Raw genomic sequence first — 20,293 nt, 5'->3', positions numbered from 1 at the left:
AGTCATCCCCTCAGGATGACTTTTTGCTTATTTCTCTGTGAAGGTGCTGTCTGTTTTGACAGTTTCAGCAGGCGGTGTTTGCGCCGCTAGCAAGTCGCGAATTTCTTTTAAGTAATCTTCGCTCGTTGGTACCACTTCTTCTTCTGCCGCTTCTTCTTTTTTGCCACGGTTTTTCATTTTGTTGGCCGCTTTGACAATCAAGAAGAGGACGAAGGCCGTAATTAAAAATGTAATAAGTGCACTAATCACGCTACCAATATTGAATTCAACGCCTTCGACTTTATAAACAAGGGCACCCAATGCATCGTCGGCACTCTTTTTCCCAGTCGTCAAGACAAAAATCAGACTAATCAACGGGGTAATCAAGCCTTCCACCACTTGTGTCACAATCGCTGTAAACGCACTACCAATGACAACACCGACGGCTAGGTCTAAGACACTCCCGCGCATGATAAACTCTTTAAATTCTTTAATCATTCTTTTTTCCCTCCTCACTTTAAAAACAGTATACCGAATCTTCTTGAAAATTTGAACTGAAAAACTCTTATCATTCAGAAAGCACCTGAAGCTGTGTTATAATGGAGCTATTGGAAAAAACATTAAAAAATGCTTTAGAATTTACGCGATACATATATTTCACAGCATTCTTTAGGTAAGATGAAGCAAATGAAGGAGCGATGCGGCAATGTCTGTTCAATTAGTTAAAGGCGTGAATTTACACGTCATTCCTACAGAAAAATATAAAACGGTGCGTCTTTTAGTCCGCTTTAATACACGATTAAATCATGAAACCATTACAAAAAGAACGCTGTTGTCCAGTTTAATGGAAACCAACAGCTTGAATTACCCGAATCAAGTCAAGTTAAGTGAGCGTTTGGCGGAGCTTTACGGCGCCAGCTTTGGGATTGGCGTTTCCAAAAAAGGCAATCAACATTGGTTTAATATTTCTATGAACATTGTCAATGATCATTATTTACAGGATAGTCAGGTTCTCGCCGAAGCGGTGGACTTTTTGAAGGAAATTATTTTTGCCCCCAATATTCAAGCGGGCCAATTCGAGGCGGAAACCTTTCAACGGGAGAAAGAGAACTTGAAAGCGTACTTGGAAAGTATTGTGGAGGATAAGCAAACCTATGCCTCTTTGGCGCTTCAAAGTGTCTATTTTAATCAATCGGAGGATCAAAAAATCCCTAGTTTCGGGACCGTTGCGGCGTTAGCTGAGGAAACAGCGGCGTCATTAGCAGCGTATTATCAAAAAATGCTGGCGGAAGATCAAGTGGATATTTTTGTTTTAGGTGATGTCAATGAGGCGGAGCTAGTGCCGTTATTCAAGCAATTACCGTTTACGCCTCGTGAAGAAGGCAAAGCCGCGATTTTCTACAATCAACCAATTCGCAACGTGATTGAAGAGCGGACCGAGCGTGAGGTGTTAGCCCAATCGAAATTAAACTTGGCTTACAACACGGATATTTATTATGGCGATAGCTATTATTTTGCGTTGCAAGTGTTTAATGGGATTTTTGGCGGTTTCCCGCATTCTAAATTATTTATGAATGTCCGTGAAAAAGAACATTTAGCGTATTATGCTTCTAGTAGTATCGACACTTTCCGTGGCTTCATGACGGTTCAAACAGGAATCGATGGCAAAAATCGGAATCAGGTCTTGCGTTTGATTTCGACAGAATTGGAAAATATTCGCTTAGGTAAGATTAGCGAATTAGAAATTGAACAAACGAAAGCAATGCTAAAAAATCAGTATATCTTAGCGTTAGATAATGCAGGCGCGTGGCTGGAAAAAGAATACTTGAACCAATTAATGCCGCAGACGATGCTAACGGCGGAGGAATGGATTGCGCGGATTAATGCCGTGACTATTCCAGAAATCCAAGAAGTAGCCAAACGCTTGGAACTTCAAGCGATCTTCTTTTTGGAAGGAGAAACGGAAAATGATTAAAAAAGACTATGCACAAATTAAAGAAACATTGTATACAGAAACACTGGAAAATGGTTTAAAGGTTTACCTATTACCGAAAAATGATTTCCAAAAAACGTATGGCTTGTTTACGACCGATTATGGTTCCATCGACAATACGTTCGTGCCAATTGGTCAAGAGGAAATGATTGAAGTGCCTGACGGAATCGCCCACTTTTTAGAACATAAAATGTTTGAAAAAGAAGATGGCGATGTCTTCCAAAAATTTGGGCAACAAGGGGCTTCAGCGAATGCCTTTACCAGTTTTACGAAAACGAGTTATTTGTTTTCAACGACGGATCAAGTGACACAAAATCTAGAAACGTTGCTTGATTTTGTGCAATCGCCGTATTTCACGAAGGAAACGGTCGAAAAAGAAAAAGGCATCATCGGACAAGAAATTCAAATGTATTTAGATGATCCTAACTGGCGCTTGTTCTTTGGGATTTTAGGCAACCTTTATCCGAAACATCCATTGCACATTGATATTGCCGGTACAGTGGCAAGTATTGCGGAGATTACCGCAGAAGATTTGTATACATGCTACAATACGTTTTATCATCCAAGTAATATGACCTTATTCGTGGTAGGGAAAATGGACCCTGAAGCGTTAATGGCCTTCATCCGTGAAAACCAAGCGGCGAAAGAGTTTCCTGCCGCCCAACCTATTCGTCGGCATTTTCCTGAAGAAACAGCTGCTGACATTGTCAAAGAGAGCGCCATTGAAATGGCAGTCACACGGGCAAAAGTGCTTGTTGGTTTGAAAGGCTTAGATGAAGTGCCAACAACGGGTCGTGACTTAATGAAATATCAAGTCATCGTGAACTTGTTGTTACAATTATTGTTTGGTAATACCTCTCAAAACTATTTGGCTCTTTATGATGAAGGCTTGTTAGATGATAGTTTTAGTTATGACTTTAATTTAGATCGCAGTTTCCATTTTGCGGATATTGGCGGCGATAGTGAGCAACCAGAAGTCTTAGCAGAACGAATTGAAGCTATTTTATTATCTGCCACAACAAGTCCAGAATTAACGGAAGAAAATTTGTCCTTATTGAAGAAAAAAATGATTGGTAAATATTTCCAATCATTAAACTCTTTAGAGTATATCGCTAACCAATTTTCACAATCATTGTTTGGGGAAACCACGCTGTTTGATAAGATTGAAGTCATTGAAAGCATTCAATTAGCCGACGTCCGCCAAGTAGCAGAGACCTTGATTCGTGAAGAGGGATTGAGCCGTTTCTACATGTATCCTAAAGGAGAAACCGAGCAATAAACCAACTGTTTAAGAAAAAGAAAAATCTTTGAAATCTTTCAATTTTGTTATCCTCAGTTGGCTTCTTTTGTGGTATTCTTAAAGGACGGGAATGTTTTCCTTGGCAATTGAAAAAGACTGATGAGACAATCGATAAATTAACAAAATAGACTGGAGAAGATGGACGAGTGGCCAGCGTAAATATTGGAGAAACACTAAAAGAAGCAAGATTGCAGAAGAACATCTCAATTGATGAACTGCAACAAATGACAAAAATTCAAAAAAGATATTTAGAAATTATTGAACAAAACGATTTTGAGTCCTTACCAGGCACCTTTTATGTGCGGGCGTTTATCCGCCAATATGCAAGTGCGGTCGGCTTAGATGGCAATCAATTGGTAGATATCTATGATGGCAAAGAACCAGCAATTGTCGAAGAACCCAAGCCAGTGTATGAAGAGCTTGAAGGATCACGTAAGCAATTGCATGACGAAGAAAAGCAATCCAGTTGGTTACTGCGGAACTTACCAGCCATTGCCTTTTCGTTAATTGGTTTAGCCATTGCGGTCGTAGTGCTGTACATTATGTGGCAAGATCAAAAAGCCGAACCGATTATTCAAACACCGGCAACTAGTGCCAGTGTGGAAAAACCCAAAGAATCAAGTCAAGCCCCAGAAAGTAGCACACAAAGTAGTACACCGCCGTCTTCTTCAAGCGAACCAGAGAAGAAAACAGCTGTGGCTGTGGTGAGTGATGCTAACAATCAAGTGACTGCAACGGTTAAAGATGCGAATAGTCCAATCAACATTACCTTTAAAGGGACTGAAGGCTCTTGCTGGATTGGCGTGATGGTCGATGGCAACTATACGTACCAACACACCCTGCAAGCAGGAGAGACCCAAACAACAGCTTTACCTGCGAATGCCGCCAATGCAACACTGATTCTAGGCGCCTCAAATAACGTCGCCATTCAAGTCGATGGCGCCGATTTAACACTGGAAAAAACGCCAGTTTTAATTCGTAAGGATGTTACATTAGGGATTACGTATCGTTAGAAATTGTGTAAGAAGAATCTGGATAAACTGTCAAACGGCAATTATTCCAGATTCTTTTCTTTTTTTCGTGACACTGCCAGCAAGATAACGTAAAATAGAACAGGAGAAGGAAGGGGCAATTGAAGTGAATTTACCAAATAAATTAACAGTTTTAAGAATATTTATGATTCCGATTTTTATTATTATTGTGTCAGTGCCAATGGACTGGGGAACGATTAGTTTTGGCGACACAACGTTAGCCGTTACCCAATTAGTGGGCGCGATTATTTTTGCAGTTGCTAGTTTTACAGACTGGTTGGATGGCAAAATTGCCCGTGCACAAGGCTTGGTGACGAACTTCGGAAAATTTGCGGACCCATTAGCGGACAAAATGCTAGTGATGACCGCCTTTATCGTCTTAGTTGGTCAAGGCAAAGTACCCGCTTGGATTGTAGCAATTATTGTTTGTCGTGAATTGGCAGTAACTGGTTTACGGTTGTTATTAGTCGAACATGGCGAAGTAATGGCAGCAGCTTGGCCAGGAAAAGTAAAAACAGCTACCCAAATGGTTGCAATTATTTTACTATTCATTAACAACATTCCATTTTCAGCACTTCATCTACCACTAGATCAAATCATGCTATATGCCTGCTTGATTTTCACCATTTACTCTGGTGTTGATTATTTTGCTAAGAATAAAGATGTTTTTAAAGGTTCGATGTAACCATATAAAAAATTGCTTGATAAAAGCATAAATGAAAAAAGGTTCAAAGGTAAAATTGGTGAATCTTTTTTCTGTTCAGTGTGAATAGATATCTTGTTTGAATTTAGAGAACAATTGTTTGCTTTTATTTGACAAGAGACTATGATTTAGCTATAATGTGGATGAAAGAAGTCAGAAATTCTTATGGCTCATATAGAATTTCTGGAGGTAAAACTCACCTGAAAGGGTACCAGATTATCTGGAGTGATGATAGAGCCAATCATCGAAAACTTACTTTCAGTGTCACGGTGCATGACACTCCAATGATACTTCTCAATTCATAGCTGACTGTTTCAAGTCGTTATGAACAAAGGATCTAGAGGCTGATACATTTAGTAGCCAGAGGGTTGATAAACTATCAGCATATTTATTTAAAGTACGAAGGCTTAGAAGGAGCCTAGGCGAAAGCTGAAAATAATGCACCCTCTTATGAGATATTTCAACAAACGTGCTTTTTGCACGTTTGTTTTTTTTTTATCAAAATGAAAACGTAGAGGAGGGATGGAATGGGTGAAGCTAAAGTAACTAAAACTTTCCGATTAACAGAATTAGTAGCAAGTGATTTAAGTTGTAAAGATTTATTTGATGAACTTATTGCCGTTTTAGAAATTTTAGATGTAGAAGTTGTTAATAAAAAAATAGTTTATTTCTATAAAAGAAACGTGAAAAGTAAACAAGAAAAACTAGAAGTTTGTTTTACTAGAGAGAGTATTCTGCACTTAATTGGGATAAGTTATTATGATATTAATGAAAGAGAAACCTCTAAGTCAAGAACGAAAAGTAAGTATGCTATTGAATTTTATAGAGACTTTAAAAGAAATAAATTGAACTTTTCAAAATGTTGGGTAGAAAGTACAAGAAAAGTAAAAGATAAGCTTCAGGTATTGAAATACATTAAAAGCATAAAGACAGATGTGGTCAGAATAGGCGCTGACGGACAATTAAGAACAATTCCTATGACGAACACAATCAGTACGCCTAAGATTGGTTTAGGGATTGGCTTATATCATGATCATCCAGAATTCTCAATTCCTCGTTCTTGTTTAAATCTTGCTCAGGATAAAGAAGCGAAACAACATACCTCGTTTCGTAACGCCTGTCGGTGTACAAAAATTTGGATATATGAAAGAACAGAACAGGGTACTTGGAAATTAGAAGATAGGCAAGAATTTTTTAAAAAAATACAGGCAGAAAAAAGTAAGAAAAAAAGAAGAAAAAAGTAAGATTACGTCATTAACTTAGTTTGTAATTTGCTATATATCGTCAGCTAATGATGTCGTAGAATGAAAAAAGGGGTTCTCTTATACTAATTTTTGTAAAGAATTAAATTTATTTTCTATTACAAGTCCAGTATAGAACTTATTACTTACATAACAGTACTTTTAGAAAAAATCAGAAACAAAATTAAAGAGAGTAGCCCCTTTGAATTTAAAATTTAATAACTATACGTTAAGAAGTACTATCACTTTTTAATTGGACGAACATCACAATCTGAAATGATAAGAGTTGCGAAATTTGGGGGATTTCGTTTTAATGATTTGCATAAGAAACATTAAAACATAAGCTTGGTTTCATTTCTAAAAAGCATACAAAAATTTGGAAAGTAACAATTTTTCTATAAATAAACTGCCAAGTAAATGTTTAGACAGGATATGTTGCTCAACTTTTACGTTTTAAAACACCAAACAACGTTCTGTTTCTTTGAACGATCATGTGAGAAAATGGGAAACGTGATTTACCTAAACCTTGAATAGTTAAGCAAGTTGAGTGGAGATGAAACGAAAAAAATTATGAATTATGAACATTTTTTTACTTATAAAGATATCATTATTAGTTTACTAATTTTCTTTGGATTGTTGTATGTAATAAGGCTGGAAAGCGTGACTAAATATTTTTCGTTAGTAATAGTCGCCATTGTTTGGTTTAATCCAATACTAGTTCAGCTATTTGACAAGCACACGATTACTGTATCGATAGTTGTTACTCAAATGGTTATGCACTTCCTCTTTATTCCTTTATTTTTATTAACGCTATTAATTATTTCAATAACGGAAAAAGAAGATAGGTTATTTTGCCTACCCATTATATTTTCAGTCTTTCTTGTCTGTTCGGAAGCAACTTGGCTGTATGAGTATAATCTACTTTTCAGAGTAGTCGATATCTGGATGATTCTAATGATACTGTTCGTAAGGATAAAAAATATAAATCCTGAGTAGTTGCACTGAGAAAGCCAAGGATTAAAACTTCAAAGGAAAAGCCTGGGACATCAATCATTTTGGATTTTTGTTCCAGGCTTAAAAATGATAAAGGGTGGGAGCAGAAGCAACTACTAACAAATAAGACTTTTCTTTACGACAAGTAATGCGGATCGGTCTTAGTCGTGCTAATGTTATCACGGATTTTTTTCAAGGAATCGGCATTTTGATCAAAATTGTGATACATCGTATTTGTGTATAAAATATCCATTACCGTTAAGTAACTAATCCGTGAAGCCAAGGATTCCGCACGAAACAAGCCTTCTTCGGTGACGACAATAATTGCTTCGTCGGACAAGCCTGCCAACTCTGAACCGCTGTTACCAGTTAACGTAATCATTTTTGCGTTGGTTTTTTTAACTTGTCGTGCTAGGTTGATTGATTCTTTGGTTTTGCCTGAATGGGAAAAAATAAACACGCAATCTTCACTGGTTAATTTTGTGACAAAACTTAACTGCATGTGGTAATCAAAAATGTAGTTGCACCGATAGTTGGTCCGAATGAATTTATGGAAACTATCAAAAGCCACAATCGAGGAGCCACCTTGCCCAAAAAAGTGAAGCGTTTTGGCAGAGTACATCAAAGCCAACACGTTATCTAACAGCTCTTTTGTTAAGAACTGTGTGGCGTTACTGAGGGAATAAATATTGGCTTGTAAGACTTTTTTAGCAATCGTAATACTATCATCATCTGGTGAAATATCATCGGCGCCATTCACGCTATTGACGTTTTGAAAAGTCGGCTGATAATTAGAATTCCTGGCGATATCAATTTTAAATTCTTGGAACCCAGAATAGCCAATCTTTTTTACAAATTGATACACGGAAGATTGGGAGACGCCAATTTCGTTGGCCAGACTTTCTAACGTCATTTGTGTCAATAATGATTCAGAATGAACAAAGTAATCGGAAATTTTCTTTTCTGTGAGGCTCAAATTCGGTTTTTTGATCCGAATCCGTTGATCCAAATAGTGGTTTTTCATTAACACGTTCCTCCAATCTTATTTTTTTAAAAATAAAATGAATGCCTTTTCATTGTTGGTATAGACTGATTATAGTGGAAAAAGAGGACAAATACAATTTCTCTTTTTCTCCACAAAAAAGAAATTCTTTAAAAAAAGCCCCAAAAAAATAAATAATCTTTTTTCTGAAAAATGAAGGGGTCTTGAAAAGACTTCTCTCAACTAAAGAAAGTAGCCAGTAAAAAGAACGTGATACCAAGAGATTTACTTGTGTTTTTTGTATGAAAGCTCCTTAAAAATAAAAACGTTTTACCTTTTGAGTAGGCAAGATTTTTGCTAAAAAATAAAAAATATTTTTTAATTAGTGTAATCGTTTACATTATTTTTTTTATCCTTTATGATTGAAGTATCAAAAGAGGCAGGTGAAAGAAAAATGGACATTGGCTTTATTGGACTTGGGAAAATGGGTTTGAACATGGCATTAAATGTTCACGAACAAGGCTGGCCCATTATTGGCTTTGATGTGACAAAGGAAGCAAGAGCGACTGCTAGAGAGCAGGGGCTTTCCGTTGTAGATTCGTTGTCAGAATTATTGAAAGCGCTTAAAAAAAGGAAGGTGATTTTTTTAAGTACCCCCGCTGGTCAGATTACCAATCAATTAGTGGCAGAATTGGTAGAGCAATTAGCACCAGAGGATATCATTGTGGATAGTGGCAATTCAAATTTTCATGATAGTGTTGCGAATGCTCAATTTGCTAAGGAAAAAGGAATTTATTTTATTGATTGTGGTACTTCTGGTGGCATCAAAGGAGCGCGGGAAGGAGCGTGTTTAATGGTTGGCGGTGCGCCTGAAGCTGTCAAAGTGTTAACCCCATTTTTTGAAGATTTAGCTTGTGAACAAGGGTATCTTTATGCTGGGAAATCAGGAGCTGGTCACTATTTGAAAATGGTGCATAACGGGATTGAGTACGTCATGATGCAAGCCATGGGCGAAGGATTCAATTTATTAGAAGCTGCCGAATATGATTTTGCGTTGGAGAAAGTAGCCGATGTGTGGAATCACGGCTCGATTATTGAAGCTCGCTTGATGGGCTTAGCGAAAGAGGTTTTTGCGGAAAATCCTACGTTAGCCAATCTAGAAGGGAAAGTGGCAGCAAATGGCGAAGCCAAATGGATGATTGAAGAAGCATTGCGTTTGGAGATGCCCGTCCCAACTACGGCGTTGTCCTTATTTACTCGAAATGAAAGTATGCTAGCAAATCATTTTTCAAACAAAGTGGTCGCTTCTTTGCGACAAGGATTTGGCGGGCATGAAGTCGTAAAAAGTCAGTAAAGGAGTTTAGTCATGTTAAAAAAACAAAAAATTGCCATAGTGAATTCCAGTAGTTTTGGTCAAATTTTTCCTGAACACTTGACGCGCTTAGAAAAAATAGGCACCGTGAAGCATTTTACAGTCGACAGTGAAATTGGTGGCAAAGAGTTAGCGGAACGTTTACAAGGATATACGATTATTATTGCTAGCGTGACGCCATTTTTCACGAAAGAATTTTTTGAACATAAAGATGAATTGTTGCTGATTTCTCGCCATGGCATTGGGTATAACAACATCGATTTAGACGCTGCAAAACAGCACGACACAATTGTTTCCATCATCCCAGCTTTAGTAGAACGAGATGCCGTGGCGGAAAACAATGTCACAAATTTACTAGCTGTTTTACGGCAAACCGTGGCTGCAGATGCCAGCGTTAAAGCGGATCAATGGGAAAAACGAGCGAATTTTGTCGGTCGGACGTTATTTAACAAAACTGTGGGTGTCATTGGTGTTGGGAACACAGGAAGTTGTGTCGTTGAGACGTTACGAAACGGATTTCGCTGTGACGTGTTAGCGTATGATCCCTATAAATCCGCCACTTATCTGCAAAGTTATGGAGCCAAAAAAGTAGACTTAGATACGTTGCTAGCTTCAGCTGACATCATTTGTTTATGTGCCAATTTAACTGAAGAAAGTTATCACATGATTGGCTCGGCGGAAATTGCCAAGATGAAAGACGGCGTCTATCTTTCCAATAGCGCACGAGGCGCCTTGATTGATGAAGAAGCCATGATTGTCGGCTTACAATCGGGCAAAATTGCTGGGCTTGGGACAGATGTTTTAGAAGAGGAACCAGGTCGGAAAAATCATCCTTATCTTGCGTTTGAAAATGTAGTAATGACGCCGCACACCTCCGCTTATACCATGGAATGCCTGCAAGCGATGGGAGAAAAATGCGTGCAAGATGTGGAAGACGTGGTGCAAGGTATTTTACCTCAACGGGCAGTGCAAGAAGTCAGTCGTTACGTTAGTTAAGAAGGAGGAGGAGCATGTTAACTGATTTAAAAGTGAAAGTTGGACCGCAATTTTATCGTTACCACGAAGGCGCCTTAGCTTCGGTGCCGTCACTTTTCAAGGAATATCACGCCCAACGAATTTTGGTGGTGCATGGCACCGTATCCTTTGAAAAAGCTCAGCCATTTTTGCCATTCTTGGCAGATTCAGAGTATCAATTCTTCTATCACACTTACACAGGAGAATGTAGTTATTTTGGCGCCGAACAAATTTCACAGCAAATAAAGGAACACCAGATTGACTTTCTTCTGGGAGTCGGCGGCGGTAAGTTAGCCGATTTAGTGGGCTACAGCGCCCATTTAAACAATCTGAATTTTGGCTTGGTCCCCACTTTGGCTAGTAACTGTGCGCCGTGGACACCGTTAGCTGTGATGTATCAAGAAAATGGCGCGGCCGAAGGCAAAACGGAACATTTCTTTCGCCAAGCTGCGTTTTTAATCACTGATCCTAAGTTGCTTCTTGATGCACCCCGTGATTATTTTGTCGCTGGTTTAGCTGATACGTTAGCGAAATGGTATGAATCAGAGACCATTTTACGCCAAGCCCATTTGCAAGGGGAACCCTTTTTACAATTAGCGGGAGCGACCGCCAAGCTTTCGCAAGAAGCGATTATGCGGGACTCAAAATCAGCCTTAGCAGCGATGGACGAGGGCAAACTCACGCCTGAATTTGTCCATCTTTCAGAAATTGTTTTCGCTGTTTCTGGATTAGTCGGCGGCTTCGGCGACAAATACGCCCGCAATGCAGCAGCACACGCCATGCATGATGCTATGAGTAAATTTTTACCAAAAAGTCATGACTATTTACATGGCGAAAAAGTAGCTTACGGCATCTTCTATCAATTAGCATTGGAAAAAAGGTGGGCCATCATAGACGCATTAATCCCCTTTTATCAAGAGCTAAACTTGCCCATGTCGTTACGACAAATGGGCCTTTACCCAGAAGAAGAAGCAGTACTCGATGCAATGGTTCAATTTATTGATTCAAAAGAAAAGGTTCATTTAATTCCTATTGAGATTTCGGAAGAACGTTTACGTCAAGGGATTGAAGAGCTAGAAAAGTATATCCAAAACCAAGGATAAGAAGGAGGAACTATGGAAACGTTAAGTGTTTTACAAAGTTTGATAATGGCGCTTTGGGTGGCAGCAATTATGTCCAGATGGCTTGGAGGAGGAGCAACGTTAACGTTGCGTTTCTCGCCCTTAATGACAGGGTTAGTAGCAGGTTTAGTGATGGGCGATGTCCCGAAAGCGATGATTGTCACCGCAGCATTACAAATGATTTACATGGGTGTTTTTTCACCAGGTGGCTCTATGCCAGCAGAACCATCAATTGCGGCAGCGATTGCTGTGCCAGTTGCGTTGCTAGGGAATTTGAAGCCGGAAGCGGCTATTGCCGTAGCGGTTCCTGTCGGTCTTTTAGGAAGTTATTTATATCAATTCCGTTTCTTTATTAACACGTTTTTAGGGAAGTATACCGATCGTGCGGTGGCTGAACTAAATTCTAAAAAAATTGCCCGCTCAATTATCTGGTATCCAACGATTGCCTCATTTATTTTATTCGTTCCATTAGTCTTTTTTGCTCTTTATTTAGGGGCACCAGTCATTGCCGATATTATTAAAGCATTAGAAGGAACCGTTGTGATTCACGTGTTAGAAGTAGTCGGTGGTGGTTTAGCCGCAATTGGGATTGCGACAACGGTCTATGTCATTGGTCGAAAAGATTTCTTGGTTTTCTTTTTCCTTGCATACTTCATGAGTATCGTCTTTAAGTCATTGGAAATTACCATGGTAACGTATGCCATCTTTGGCGTAATTATTGCGTTAATTTTTGTGCAAGTCCAAAAAGGCAAACCTGTAGCAGAAAGTGCTGGTTCCGCCAGTGCCACCACTGATTTTGATGATGATGACGATTACGATGACGGGTTTTAAAAGAAAAAGGAGGAACTGAAATGACGGAAACAACAGAAAAAGTCGTGCCGAAAACAACGAATTTAGCACCAGAAGAAATTACCAATAAAGATGTTACAAAAGCCTATCTCCGTTGGCATTTTGCCAATGAAATTCCCCATTCCTTTGAACGTTACTTGGCGCCTTCGTTATTGTACGCAATGATGCCACTTTTAAAGAAATTATATAAAGACGATGAACAATTAAAAGCCGCTTATATGCGTCAACTGCTGTTTTTCAATACGCAATTAAGTTGGGGCGGCGGGGTCATTACTGGGCTGATGGCTTCCATGGAACAAGAGCGGGCCAAAGAAGAACATGAAGGCCGCGAAATCATGATGCAAGATGATTTAATGTATAACACCAAAGCTGGCTTGATGGGCGCGTTAGCGGGGATTGGTGATGCGATTGACTCAGGTACGGTTCAATATATTTTTATTGCGATTGCGGTGCCGTGGGCGCAACAAGGTAGCGCATTAGGTGCGATTTTCCCCTTTGTCGCGTTTGCCCTTTATCAAGTACTGTTAGGTGTGTTCTTTGCGAGACAATCCTTTAAAATGGGGCGGAATGCCACAGGCTTAATGCAAAGTGCTGGGATTCAAAAAGCCATTGAAATGTTATCTGTTTTAGGGTTGTTCATGATGGGGATTTTAGCTGGTAATTATGTCAAAGTTTCTTCAACTCTTCAATTTAAACTTTCTGGCCGTGAGTTTGTGGTCCAAGATATCCTTGATCAGATTGTCCCAGGACTCTTGCCGCTAGCTGTCGTAATGGGCGTGTATTGGTTCTATACGAAAAAAGGCTTGAAAGTTACGCAAGCATTATTGTGGTTAACAGGTATTTTAATTGTCTTAGCAACAGTCGGTATTTTATAAAAAGAAAAGGACGTGAATCAGATGGGCGTAGTAAATTTAGCAAGAGTAGATGAACGATTAATTCATGGACAAGTGATGGTGACCTTGTCCCAAAAAAGTGGCGTTAATTCCATTTTCGTTGTCGATGAAGTGGTGGCAAAGGATAAATTTATGCGTGATTTATACAAAAGTGCAGGCAGTCGGACAGGACAAAAAACCATTGTCATTACGCCGGAAAAAGCTAAATTTTATTGGGATGAATACCAATTCAAAGAGTACAACTGTATTTTAATCGCTAAAACCGTCTCTGTAATTTATGACTTAGTAAAACACGGAGTCCCTATGAAGGAGTTAAACATCGGCGGTATTGCACAGAAGAATCCAGAAAAAGATTTATTAGTAACCAAATCAGTTTATTTAAACAAAGAAGATGCCGAAAAATTAAAAGAACTACATGAGGTGTATGGCGTAGAAGATATTTATTTCCAAGCAACGCCTTCTGCACCAAAAACTAGTTTAAAAGAGGTTTTAGGCAAATTTAATTTATAGAAAAGGACAGTCGCTTGAGTCATTGCATGACTGTTTGAAGTAATGACTCAAGCCACTGAACTGAAGGAGGAACTTTTATGTTAGGGATTGTGATTGCTACACACGGTGCACTAAGTGACGGTGCGAAAGACGCAGCTACCGTGATTATGGGCGCAACCGAAAATATCGAAACCGTTAATCTAAATAGTGGAGACGATGTCCAAGCACTAGGCGGACAAATTAAAACAGCGATTGAGAACGTCCAACAAGGGGATGGCGTGTTGGTCATGGTTGACTTATTAAGTGCGAGTCCTTACAATCAGGCAGTTTTGGTGATTAACGAACTCGAACCAGCACTACAAAAGAAAATCTTTGTGGTGAGTGGTACCAACCTACCAATGGTCTTAGAAGCGATAAACCATCAATTATTGGGCACACCGATTGCTGAAGCGGCGCAAGCGATTGTTGCGCAAGGCAAAGAAAGTGTGCAAGCATGGGATATTTCTATGACTTCCTTTGAGGATGAAGAGGATGAGGACGATGATTTTTAAGAATGTAGTAAAGGGTGAAAGCAATGAAATGGGGATTTAGATGGTACGGAGCGGCAGGCGATGCCATTCCGTTAAAACATATTCGACAGATTCCAGGAATTACTGGTGTTGTCGGTACCTTGTTAAATAAACTACCAGGTGATGTTTGGACAGTAGCCGAAATTCAGGCACTTAAACAATCGGTGGAACAAGAAGGATTAGCACTTTTAGGAATTGAAAGTGTTGCTATTCATGATGCCATTAAAGCGGGAACGGATCAACGAGACCACTATATTGATAATTATCGCCAAACGTTGCGTAACTTGGGGAAATGTGGAATTTCCTTAGTGTGCTACAGCTTCAAACCTATTTTTGGTTGGGCTAAAACGGACTTGGCGTATGAGAATGAAGATGGTAGCTTATCGTTGTTATTTGATCAAGCTGTGGTAGAGAACATGGAGGCAGAAGACATGTATCAATTAATTCACAGTCAGTCAAAAGGATTCCGGTTACCAGGTTGGGAAGAGGAGCGTTTGCAACAATTTCAAGAATTGAAAGCCATGTATGCCGGCGTAACAGAAGAAGATTTGGTCGAAAATTTGCGCTACTTTTTAGAACGTGTGATTCCTGTCTGTGAAGAAGAAAATATCAAAATGGGGATTCACCCCGATGATCCACCTTGGGAAATTTTTGGTTTGCCAAGAATCACTAAAAATTTAGCGGATTTAAAACGGATCCTTTCCTTGGTGGACTCACCAGCAAATGGGATTACATTTTGTACAGGTTCCCTCGGTGCGGACCCGACGAATGATTTGCCTACTATGATTCGTGAAATAGGTCACAGAATTAATTTTGTTCATTTCCGCAATGTGAAGTATTTAGGTGAGCATCGTTTTGAAGAAACGGCGCATCCGAGTGTCGCTGGTTCGTTAGATATGGCGGAATTAATGCAAGCACTGGTAGACGTAGGGTATGAAGGTGTTATTCGTCCTGACCATGGGCGGGCAATTTGGGATGAAAAAGCGATGCCTGGTTATGGTTTATATGATCGAGCAATGGGGTTGACCTATATTCAAGGACTGTACGAAGCAACCAAAGCCAAACAAAATAGGAAGTGACAGAATGGAAACAAAAGTTGAAAAAAATCAACTGTATCAACAATTAGCGACATGTAAACTTTTACCACTATACACTGCAACAGATTTACGCTATTTGCCACAAGTAGAATCAGTCTTAGTAGAAAACGAATTACCGTTTATTGAAGTCACTTTTCGGAGTCAGCTGGCCTTGCCTGCCATCAAACAACTTGCTGCTTCAGGGAATTTAATAGTAGGCGCAGGAACTGTTCGAACCTTGAAAGAAGCCCAAGAGGCAGTAGCGAACGGTGCACAGTTCATTGTTTCCCCAGCGATTGTTCCAGAAGTCATTGATTTTTGTCTGGCAAACGAGGTGCCTATTTTTCCAGGAACAGCTACGCCTGGGGAGATTCAGCGAGCGCTGGCGTATGGCTTACGAGTGGTTAAATTTTTCCCAGCCGATATTTACGGCGGGTTAAAAGCCATCAAAAGTTTAAGCGGTCCGTTTTATGATGTTCAATTTTTACCAACTGGTGGGATTGATGAAACAAACTTTATAGAGTATGTGGAAGCCAAAGAAGTATTAGCAGTGGGCGGCTCCTTTATTTTATCGGAAAAGATGCTTCAAGAAGATGAAGCTTCGGCACGCCAGCATGTTCAATCTTTACTTACGAAAATCAAAGAACGACAAGCAAAATAAAAAGATGAGGTCGGGACAGAAGCGTTTAACTCCGAGAAATAAGAAGGAATTTCCGAAAATTGTTCTGTAATTTTTGGAGAATTTCGGCTTATTTCCGAAGGAGTTGCTTCTGTTCCCGCCGTTTATAAGTTTTTGAGCGTGGAGCAAAAATCCAAAGTGATTTTTGTCCCACGCTCTCTTTTTTTTCTGTCCAAATGTTACTGACATTATTTTAGTTTTCATTTTGTAAAAATAGTATAGGAGAAAAGCAATCAGTTATGTATAATTAGTGAAAGAAGGTTGCGTGAAGTAAAAATAAAAAGGAGAGCAAAGGATGTTAAAAATTGTAGAAGTGTTCTGGCAAAACTTTTTAGATAAACATGAATTAGATATGTTGATGCCCGATGTGTGGATGTTTGGTGATGGCTCTTCTGAGATGGGTAATCGTTTGGGTCAATTGGTTGTTTCTGGTCGTAAGACAGCGACATGTTCTTCTTTAGATATTTATAAGATGGAAGAAGAACAACTCCCTAAAGCTGGTCAATACGACATAATTTTAGATGGTCAGTCTCAACCGCTGGCTATTATTCGAACAACCAAAGTTGAAATTATGCCCATGAACAAGGTCTCAGAATCTTTTGCGCAAGCGGAAGGTGAAGGAGATTTGACGTTGGATTATTGGTATGAAGAGCATGCGCGGTTCTTTAAAGAAGAACTGGCCCCCTATCAGTTACAATTTTATCCCGATATGCTGTTAGTTTGCCAAAGTTTTGAAGTAGTGGATCTTTATACAGAAAAAGAATAGACAGAGAAGCGGTGACTGACACGATTGAAACGAGCAGTTGTCGCTTTTTTTACTGATTTTTTGAAAAAGTTGCGTATGTTTATATAGACAGGGTGATAGAAAAGAGATGTGTATTTTAAGTGTCGAGGAAAAGATGGTACAATAACCTAAGGAATACTAACAAGGAGTGAATGTTATGAAAGAAGAATTTTCATATGAAATTTTAGAAGAAGTCGCTGTGTTATCTGAGAATGCTCGTGGCTGGCGTAAAGAATTGAATTTAATTAGTTGGAATGGTCGTCCACCAAAATTTGATTTGCGTGAGTGGGCCCCTGATCACGAAAAAATGGGTAAAGGCATCACCTTAACCAACGAAGAATTTGCTGAATTAAGCAAAACAATTAAATCCATGTAAAAGGAGCACCCTGTCAATGAAAAGTATGACTGGATTTGGAAAAAAGACCATTCAAAATGAAAATTATCAATTGGATGTTGAAGTCAAAAGTGTCAACCAACGGTTTTTAGATATTCAATTGCGTATGCCAAAGGAACTGAATGCCTATGAACTGGTGATTCGGCAAGTAATCAAACGCACGTTAAAACGTGGACGTGTGGAAGTCTATGTAAATCTCCAAAAAATCGGCAACAATCAAAAAGAAGTGCGCGTGCAGTGGGACTTAATTGATCAATTATTAACTTCGGTAGATCAACATTTAAAGGAAAACTATCCGGAAGCAACGTTTGATGCAGGGGACACGGTCAACCATTTATTAAAGCAAAATGATTTTGTCGAAATAGTGGAAGCAGAAATCGTTGATCAGACATTTGAACCATTTCTTGTTCAAGCATTTGAAGCAGCCATCGCTAGTCTTGACCAAAGCCGTGTGCAAGAAGGAACGCAAATTAAACAAGTCCTGCTTGACTACGTAGCAGTGTTGACCCAATCAATTCAAGAGCTGCAAGCGTTTGTGGGCGTTTTTGAACAAGAATACCGTCAACGTTTTGAAGCGAAATTAAACGAATGGTTAGGTAGCCAAGTGGATGAAACACGCTTATTAACAGAAATGGCCATTTTATTGGAAAAAGGCGATATTCATGAAGAATTGGATCGTTTGGATATCCATATTGATAAGTTGCATCAGTTGCTTGACGAAACAGAACCAGTGGGCCGAGAACTAGATTTCTTAATTCAAGAAATGAACCGTGAAGTCAATACGATTGGTTCGAAATCAAGTCCAATTGAAATAAAAAATAGTGTCGTTCAAATGAAAACAACCTTAGAAAAGATTCGTGAACAAATTCAAAATGTCGAATAGAGAAAATGGTTTCGTGTTTTTCCAGAAAACGCTATAATATAGAAGTAACGAATAAATGACAGAGGTGAAAGCAATGACTAAATTTTATGATGTAACCTTTCAAGAATTAAGTGGTCGTTCTGTGGTAAAAACAGAAGTCGCTTCAGACAGAGAACCATTTGACGTCTGGCAAGATGCTTGTGCAAGCTATTCTGAAACAGAATTAAATATCCAAATTAACGACGACACGTTTGTTACTTTGAATCGTCACTTTGTTGTTCGCATTGACGTGAAAGAAGTTGACGGCCCTGTCGACAAACAAGTTCGTCGTCGCGATGAATTGATGAACGTGGTCAATACGCTTTCTAATATGGGCTTATAAAAAATACCACCAAGCATTTCACGCTTGGTGGTATTTTTTTTTAATTAGAATAAAAGAAACAAGCCAACGGCGCATAGGAAAGAAAGAACTGCGGCACTTAAAAAGATTGTCCGCATGGATGCAGTTTTACTGCTTTCTTTGCCGTGTTTTTTCTGACGTTCTAAACGTTTTTGAAGCTGACGGGTAATTACTGAGAAGATTAGCCCGAAAAGGACTAAAACACTTGTGGCAATCGATTTGGGAATAAAATGATTCGGTTCTGCAACGGTGGTATCCCCAGAATGTTCGTTTGATTCTTCCGCAGCTTCAGCTGTTGTTTGTTTTGGCTTAACTTCTTGGTAAGCCACTTTAGGCGCTTGAACAGTACTATTTAACAATGTCAAAGGCGTGTCGACTTGCACCTGCCCTGCTACTAATTTAAAAGTAGGCTGACTGCCTTTGGGAACGACACCGTATAAATCGTTAGCCAAAGTGACTTTTTTGTGATCAATGGTTTGTGGTCCTTTGTCTAAAAGTTTTTTGCGTTCGTATGTCGTATAGGCATAGTCCAGCAAAGCATTCCCAGCCACATGCCGTTCGTATTCACCATCTTGGTTTTGCCAATTACCAACGCCTAAAATGACTTCAATTAAACGGAAATCTCCTTGTTTGACAGTCGCAATATAGTTAAAGCCGCCTGTTGGACTAGAGCCTGTTTTTAAACCATCCACGCCTTGATAACCATACTTAGCGCCTGGTAAAGAATAATTGTACGCTTCAAACGTTTCCTCGTAAGGCGTGCCGACCATTGTTTTCACCACTGGTTTATTGGTGATTTCTAAAATTTCTGGATAATTTTTCAGAAAATGATAGGTTAGTGAAGCTAAATCTCTAGCTGTAGAGACGTTATCGCCATTTGGGTCAATTCCTTGCATTTGATACAGGCCGTTAAAGGCACTTGCTTGCGCTCCACTGCAGTTGTAATAGGTAGTATTTGTCATCCCTAGTTCAGCCGCTTTTTGATTCATTAAATGAACAAAGTCAGTAGGCTGGTTCCCTGAAATTAAATTTGCCAACATGAGAGTCGCCACATTAGAAGAGGGGACAGCAATCATTTTTAACAGTTCACGGACTGGATAAGCCACACCTAACGTAATTTTGTTATTACTAATGGCATATATTTTAGAAATATCGACATCTTTTTGCGTAGCAGTCACAGTCGTATCCATTGTAAATTTTCCTTGCTCCATTGCTTCAAAGGCCAAGTACATGGTCATCACTTTGGCAATACTGGCAGGATTCCACGCTAAATCTGGTTGCTGCGACCAGAGAATTTCTCCAGAATCAGCATCAACAACGATGGCTGCTTTGGGAATGCCATCCGCTTTCAGAGTCGTCCCCATTTTTTTAGCAATCGCGGTAATATCTTCTTCTGCATGAGTCACAGTAGGTTGGGCAAAAAAGGCCCCACAACTGACAACTAAGCCTAGCAGAAACAATGTAAATGGTTTAATTCGTGCGATGTTTCTCAGTCCTTTCTTATTCACGTTTTTTTCATCCTAAAGGAGTCATCACTTCATTTTACTTAAAAAATGGCTGCCTGTATAG

21 protein-coding genes are annotated in these 20,293 nt (G+C 39.3%); 18 read left to right on the top strand and 3 right to left on the bottom strand.

Going from position 1 to position 20,293, the window contains the following annotated elements:
• Window positions 1-27 precede the first annotated feature (27 nt).
• On the bottom strand, window positions 28-477 hold the full coding sequence (gene mscL, locus IGL56_RS12095; RefSeq protein ID WP_002354883.1) for a large conductance mechanosensitive channel protein MscL: 450 nt from the start codon (window positions 475-477) through the stop codon (window positions 28-30).
• 208 nt (window positions 478-685) lie between these two features.
• Between mscL and yfmF the strand changes: the two genes are divergently transcribed.
• From yfmF to IGL56_RS12070, 5 genes are all read left to right on the top strand, one after another.
• A complete protein-coding gene (gene yfmF, locus IGL56_RS12090) occupies window positions 686-1,954 on the top strand; it encodes an EF-P 5-aminopentanol modification-associated protein YfmF (protein ID WP_016622583.1) in 1,269 nt (422 codons plus the stop codon).
• Window positions 1,947-3,251: an EF-P 5-aminopentanol modification-associated protein YfmH gene (yfmH, locus tag IGL56_RS12085; RefSeq protein ID WP_010816057.1), complete on the top strand. Its 1,305-nt coding sequence runs from the start codon at window positions 1,947-1,949 to the stop codon at window positions 3,249-3,251. The genes yfmF and yfmH overlap by 8 nt, the downstream gene beginning before the upstream one ends.
• A 167-nt stretch (window positions 3,252-3,418) precedes the next feature.
• Window positions 3,419-4,285 (top strand): RodZ domain-containing protein, encoded by an 867-nt coding sequence (locus IGL56_RS12080; RefSeq protein ID WP_002359020.1) that lies wholly within the window; start codon window positions 3,419-3,421, stop codon window positions 4,283-4,285.
• 124 nt (window positions 4,286-4,409) lie between these two features.
• Window positions 4,410-4,988 (top strand): CDP-diacylglycerol--glycerol-3-phosphate 3-phosphatidyltransferase, encoded by a 579-nt coding sequence (pgsA, locus tag IGL56_RS12075; RefSeq protein WP_002365382.1) that lies wholly within the window; start codon window positions 4,410-4,412, stop codon window positions 4,986-4,988.
• A 545-nt stretch (window positions 4,989-5,533) separates the two neighbouring features.
• Window positions 5,534-6,250: a PBECR4 domain-containing protein gene (locus IGL56_RS12070; protein ID WP_002354895.1), complete on the top strand. Its 717-nt coding sequence runs from the start codon at window positions 5,534-5,536 to the stop codon at window positions 6,248-6,250.
• Between the two features lie 1,126 nt (window positions 6,251-7,376).
• Here the strand turns inward: IGL56_RS12070 and IGL56_RS12065 are convergent.
• Window positions 7,377-8,264 (bottom strand): MurR/RpiR family transcriptional regulator, encoded by an 888-nt coding sequence (locus IGL56_RS12065; RefSeq protein ID WP_002383224.1) that lies wholly within the window; start codon window positions 8,262-8,264, stop codon window positions 7,377-7,379.
• Window positions 8,265-8,640: 376 nt separating this feature from the next.
• Here IGL56_RS12065 and gnd point away from each other — a divergent pair, with 376 nt between their 5' ends.
• The 13 genes from gnd (at window position 8,641) to IGL56_RS12000 (ending at window position 18,706) form a co-directional block, all read left to right on the top strand.
• Window positions 8,641-9,576 carry a phosphogluconate dehydrogenase (NAD(+)-dependent, decarboxylating) gene (gene gnd / locus IGL56_RS12060; protein WP_002354899.1) on the top strand — a complete coding sequence of 312 codons (936 nt, stop codon included), beginning with the start codon at window positions 8,641-8,643 and terminating at the stop codon, window positions 9,574-9,576.
• 12 nt (window positions 9,577-9,588) lie between these two features.
• Window positions 9,589-10,590, top strand: a complete 1,002-nt coding sequence (locus IGL56_RS12055) for a D-isomer specific 2-hydroxyacid dehydrogenase family protein (protein WP_002354900.1) — start codon at window positions 9,589-9,591, stop codon at window positions 10,588-10,590.
• A gap of 14 nt (window positions 10,591-10,604) precedes the next feature.
• The gene (locus IGL56_RS12050) at window positions 10,605-11,711 is read left to right on the top strand and encodes an iron-containing alcohol dehydrogenase family protein (protein ID WP_002354901.1); all 1,107 of its coding nucleotides are present in this window, start codon (window positions 10,605-10,607) and stop codon (window positions 11,709-11,711) included.
• 12 nt (window positions 11,712-11,723) lie between these two features.
• Window positions 11,724-12,560: a PTS mannose/fructose/sorbose/N-acetylgalactosamine transporter subunit IIC gene (locus IGL56_RS12045; protein WP_002354902.1), complete on the top strand. Its 837-nt coding sequence runs from the start codon at window positions 11,724-11,726 to the stop codon at window positions 12,558-12,560.
• 20 nt (window positions 12,561-12,580) lie between these two features.
• Window positions 12,581-13,453, top strand: a complete 873-nt coding sequence (locus tag IGL56_RS12040) for a PTS system mannose/fructose/sorbose family transporter subunit IID (RefSeq protein ID WP_002354903.1) — start codon at window positions 12,581-12,583, stop codon at window positions 13,451-13,453.
• 21 nt (window positions 13,454-13,474) lie between these two features.
• A complete protein-coding gene (locus IGL56_RS12035; RefSeq protein ID WP_002354904.1) occupies window positions 13,475-13,981 on the top strand; it encodes a PTS system mannose/fructose/N-acetylgalactosamine-transporter subunit IIB in 507 nt (168 codons plus the stop codon).
• A gap of 77 nt (window positions 13,982-14,058) precedes the next feature.
• On the top strand, window positions 14,059-14,511 hold the full coding sequence (locus IGL56_RS12030) for a PTS sugar transporter subunit IIA (RefSeq protein WP_002354905.1): 453 nt from the start codon (window positions 14,059-14,061) through the stop codon (window positions 14,509-14,511).
• Window positions 14,512-14,534: 23 nt separating this feature from the next.
• Complete coding sequence (uxuA, locus tag IGL56_RS12025; protein ID WP_002392691.1) at window positions 14,535-15,608, top strand: mannonate dehydratase; 1,074 nt, start codon at window positions 14,535-14,537, stop codon at window positions 15,606-15,608.
• Between the two features lie 4 nt (window positions 15,609-15,612).
• The gene (locus IGL56_RS12020; protein ID WP_002354907.1) at window positions 15,613-16,266 is read left to right on the top strand and encodes a bifunctional 4-hydroxy-2-oxoglutarate aldolase/2-dehydro-3-deoxy-phosphogluconate aldolase; all 654 of its coding nucleotides are present in this window, start codon (window positions 15,613-15,615) and stop codon (window positions 16,264-16,266) included.
• A 313-nt stretch (window positions 16,267-16,579) separates the two neighbouring features.
• Entirely contained in the window at window positions 16,580-17,050 is a 471-nt protein-coding gene (locus tag IGL56_RS12015; protein WP_430599790.1) for an ASCH domain-containing protein, read from the top strand.
• Between the two features lie 175 nt (window positions 17,051-17,225).
• On the top strand, window positions 17,226-17,444 hold the full coding sequence (locus IGL56_RS12010; RefSeq protein ID WP_002381076.1) for a YdbC family protein: 219 nt from the start codon (window positions 17,226-17,228) through the stop codon (window positions 17,442-17,444).
• 16 nt (window positions 17,445-17,460) lie between these two features.
• Entirely contained in the window at window positions 17,461-18,345 is an 885-nt protein-coding gene (locus IGL56_RS12005; RefSeq protein ID WP_002359037.1) for a YicC/YloC family endoribonuclease, read from the top strand.
• A gap of 55 nt (window positions 18,346-18,400) precedes the next feature.
• Window positions 18,401-18,706 (top strand): hypothetical protein, encoded by a 306-nt coding sequence (locus IGL56_RS12000; protein ID WP_002392689.1) that lies wholly within the window; start codon window positions 18,401-18,403, stop codon window positions 18,704-18,706.
• A gap of 44 nt (window positions 18,707-18,750) precedes the next feature.
• Here IGL56_RS12000 and IGL56_RS11995 read toward each other — a convergent pair whose 3' ends face one another.
• Complete coding sequence (locus IGL56_RS11995; protein WP_002386255.1) at window positions 18,751-20,232, bottom strand: DUF1958 domain-containing protein; 1,482 nt, start codon at window positions 20,230-20,232, stop codon at window positions 18,751-18,753.
• Between the last annotated feature and the right edge of the window lie 61 nt (window positions 20,233-20,293).

Source organism: Enterococcus sp. DIV1316a, from assembly GCF_050536915.1.
Taxonomy (GTDB): domain Bacteria; phylum Bacillota; class Bacilli; order Lactobacillales; family Enterococcaceae; genus Enterococcus; species Enterococcus faecalis.
The sequence above is the reverse complement of the archived record's forward strand: the minus strand, read 5'-3'. Positions and strand labels throughout refer to the sequence as shown.

Bases quoted from the DNA above. Each gene is read 5' to 3' on its own strand.
- IGL56_RS12040 (WP_002354903.1), top strand. From the start codon at position 12,581: ATGACGGAAACAACAGAAAAAGTCGTGCCGAAAACAACGAATTTAGCA.
- IGL56_RS12010 (WP_002381076.1), top strand. From the start codon at position 17,226: ATGAAAGAAGAATTTTCATATGAAATTTTAGAAGAAGTCGCTGTGTTA.
- IGL56_RS12070 (WP_002354895.1), top strand. From the start codon at position 5,534: ATGGGTGAAGCTAAAGTAACTAAAACTTTCCGATTAACAGAATTAGTA.
- IGL56_RS12050 (WP_002354901.1), top strand. From the start codon at position 10,605: ATGTTAACTGATTTAAAAGTGAAAGTTGGACCGCAATTTTATCGTTAC.
- IGL56_RS12000 (WP_002392689.1), top strand. From the start codon at position 18,401: ATGACAGAGGTGAAAGCAATGACTAAATTTTATGATGTAACCTTTCAA.
- IGL56_RS12020 (WP_002354907.1), top strand. From the start codon at position 15,613: ATGGAAACAAAAGTTGAAAAAAATCAACTGTATCAACAATTAGCGACA.
- IGL56_RS12030 (WP_002354905.1), top strand. From the start codon at position 14,059: ATGTTAGGGATTGTGATTGCTACACACGGTGCACTAAGTGACGGTGCG.
- gnd (WP_002354899.1), top strand. From the start codon at position 8,641: ATGATTGAAGTATCAAAAGAGGCAGGTGAAAGAAAAATGGACATTGGC.
- IGL56_RS12015 (WP_430599790.1), top strand. From the start codon at position 16,580: ATGTTAAAAATTGTAGAAGTGTTCTGGCAAAACTTTTTAGATAAACAT.
- yfmF (WP_016622583.1), top strand. From the start codon at position 686: ATGTCTGTTCAATTAGTTAAAGGCGTGAATTTACACGTCATTCCTACA.
- IGL56_RS12045 (WP_002354902.1), top strand. From the start codon at position 11,724: ATGGAAACGTTAAGTGTTTTACAAAGTTTGATAATGGCGCTTTGGGTG.
- yfmH (WP_010816057.1), top strand. From the start codon at position 1,947: ATGATTAAAAAAGACTATGCACAAATTAAAGAAACATTGTATACAGAA.
- IGL56_RS12055 (WP_002354900.1), top strand. From the start codon at position 9,589: ATGTTAAAAAAACAAAAAATTGCCATAGTGAATTCCAGTAGTTTTGGT.
- IGL56_RS12065 (WP_002383224.1), bottom strand. From the start codon at position 8,264: ATGAAAAACCACTATTTGGATCAACGGATTCGGATCAAAAAACCGAAT.
- mscL (WP_002354883.1), bottom strand. From the start codon at position 477: ATGATTAAAGAATTTAAAGAGTTTATCATGCGCGGGAGTGTCTTAGAC.
- IGL56_RS12005 (WP_002359037.1), top strand. From the start codon at position 17,461: ATGAAAAGTATGACTGGATTTGGAAAAAAGACCATTCAAAATGAAAAT.
- uxuA (WP_002392691.1), top strand. From the start codon at position 14,535: ATGAAATGGGGATTTAGATGGTACGGAGCGGCAGGCGATGCCATTCCG.
- IGL56_RS12035 (WP_002354904.1), top strand. From the start codon at position 13,475: ATGGGCGTAGTAAATTTAGCAAGAGTAGATGAACGATTAATTCATGGA.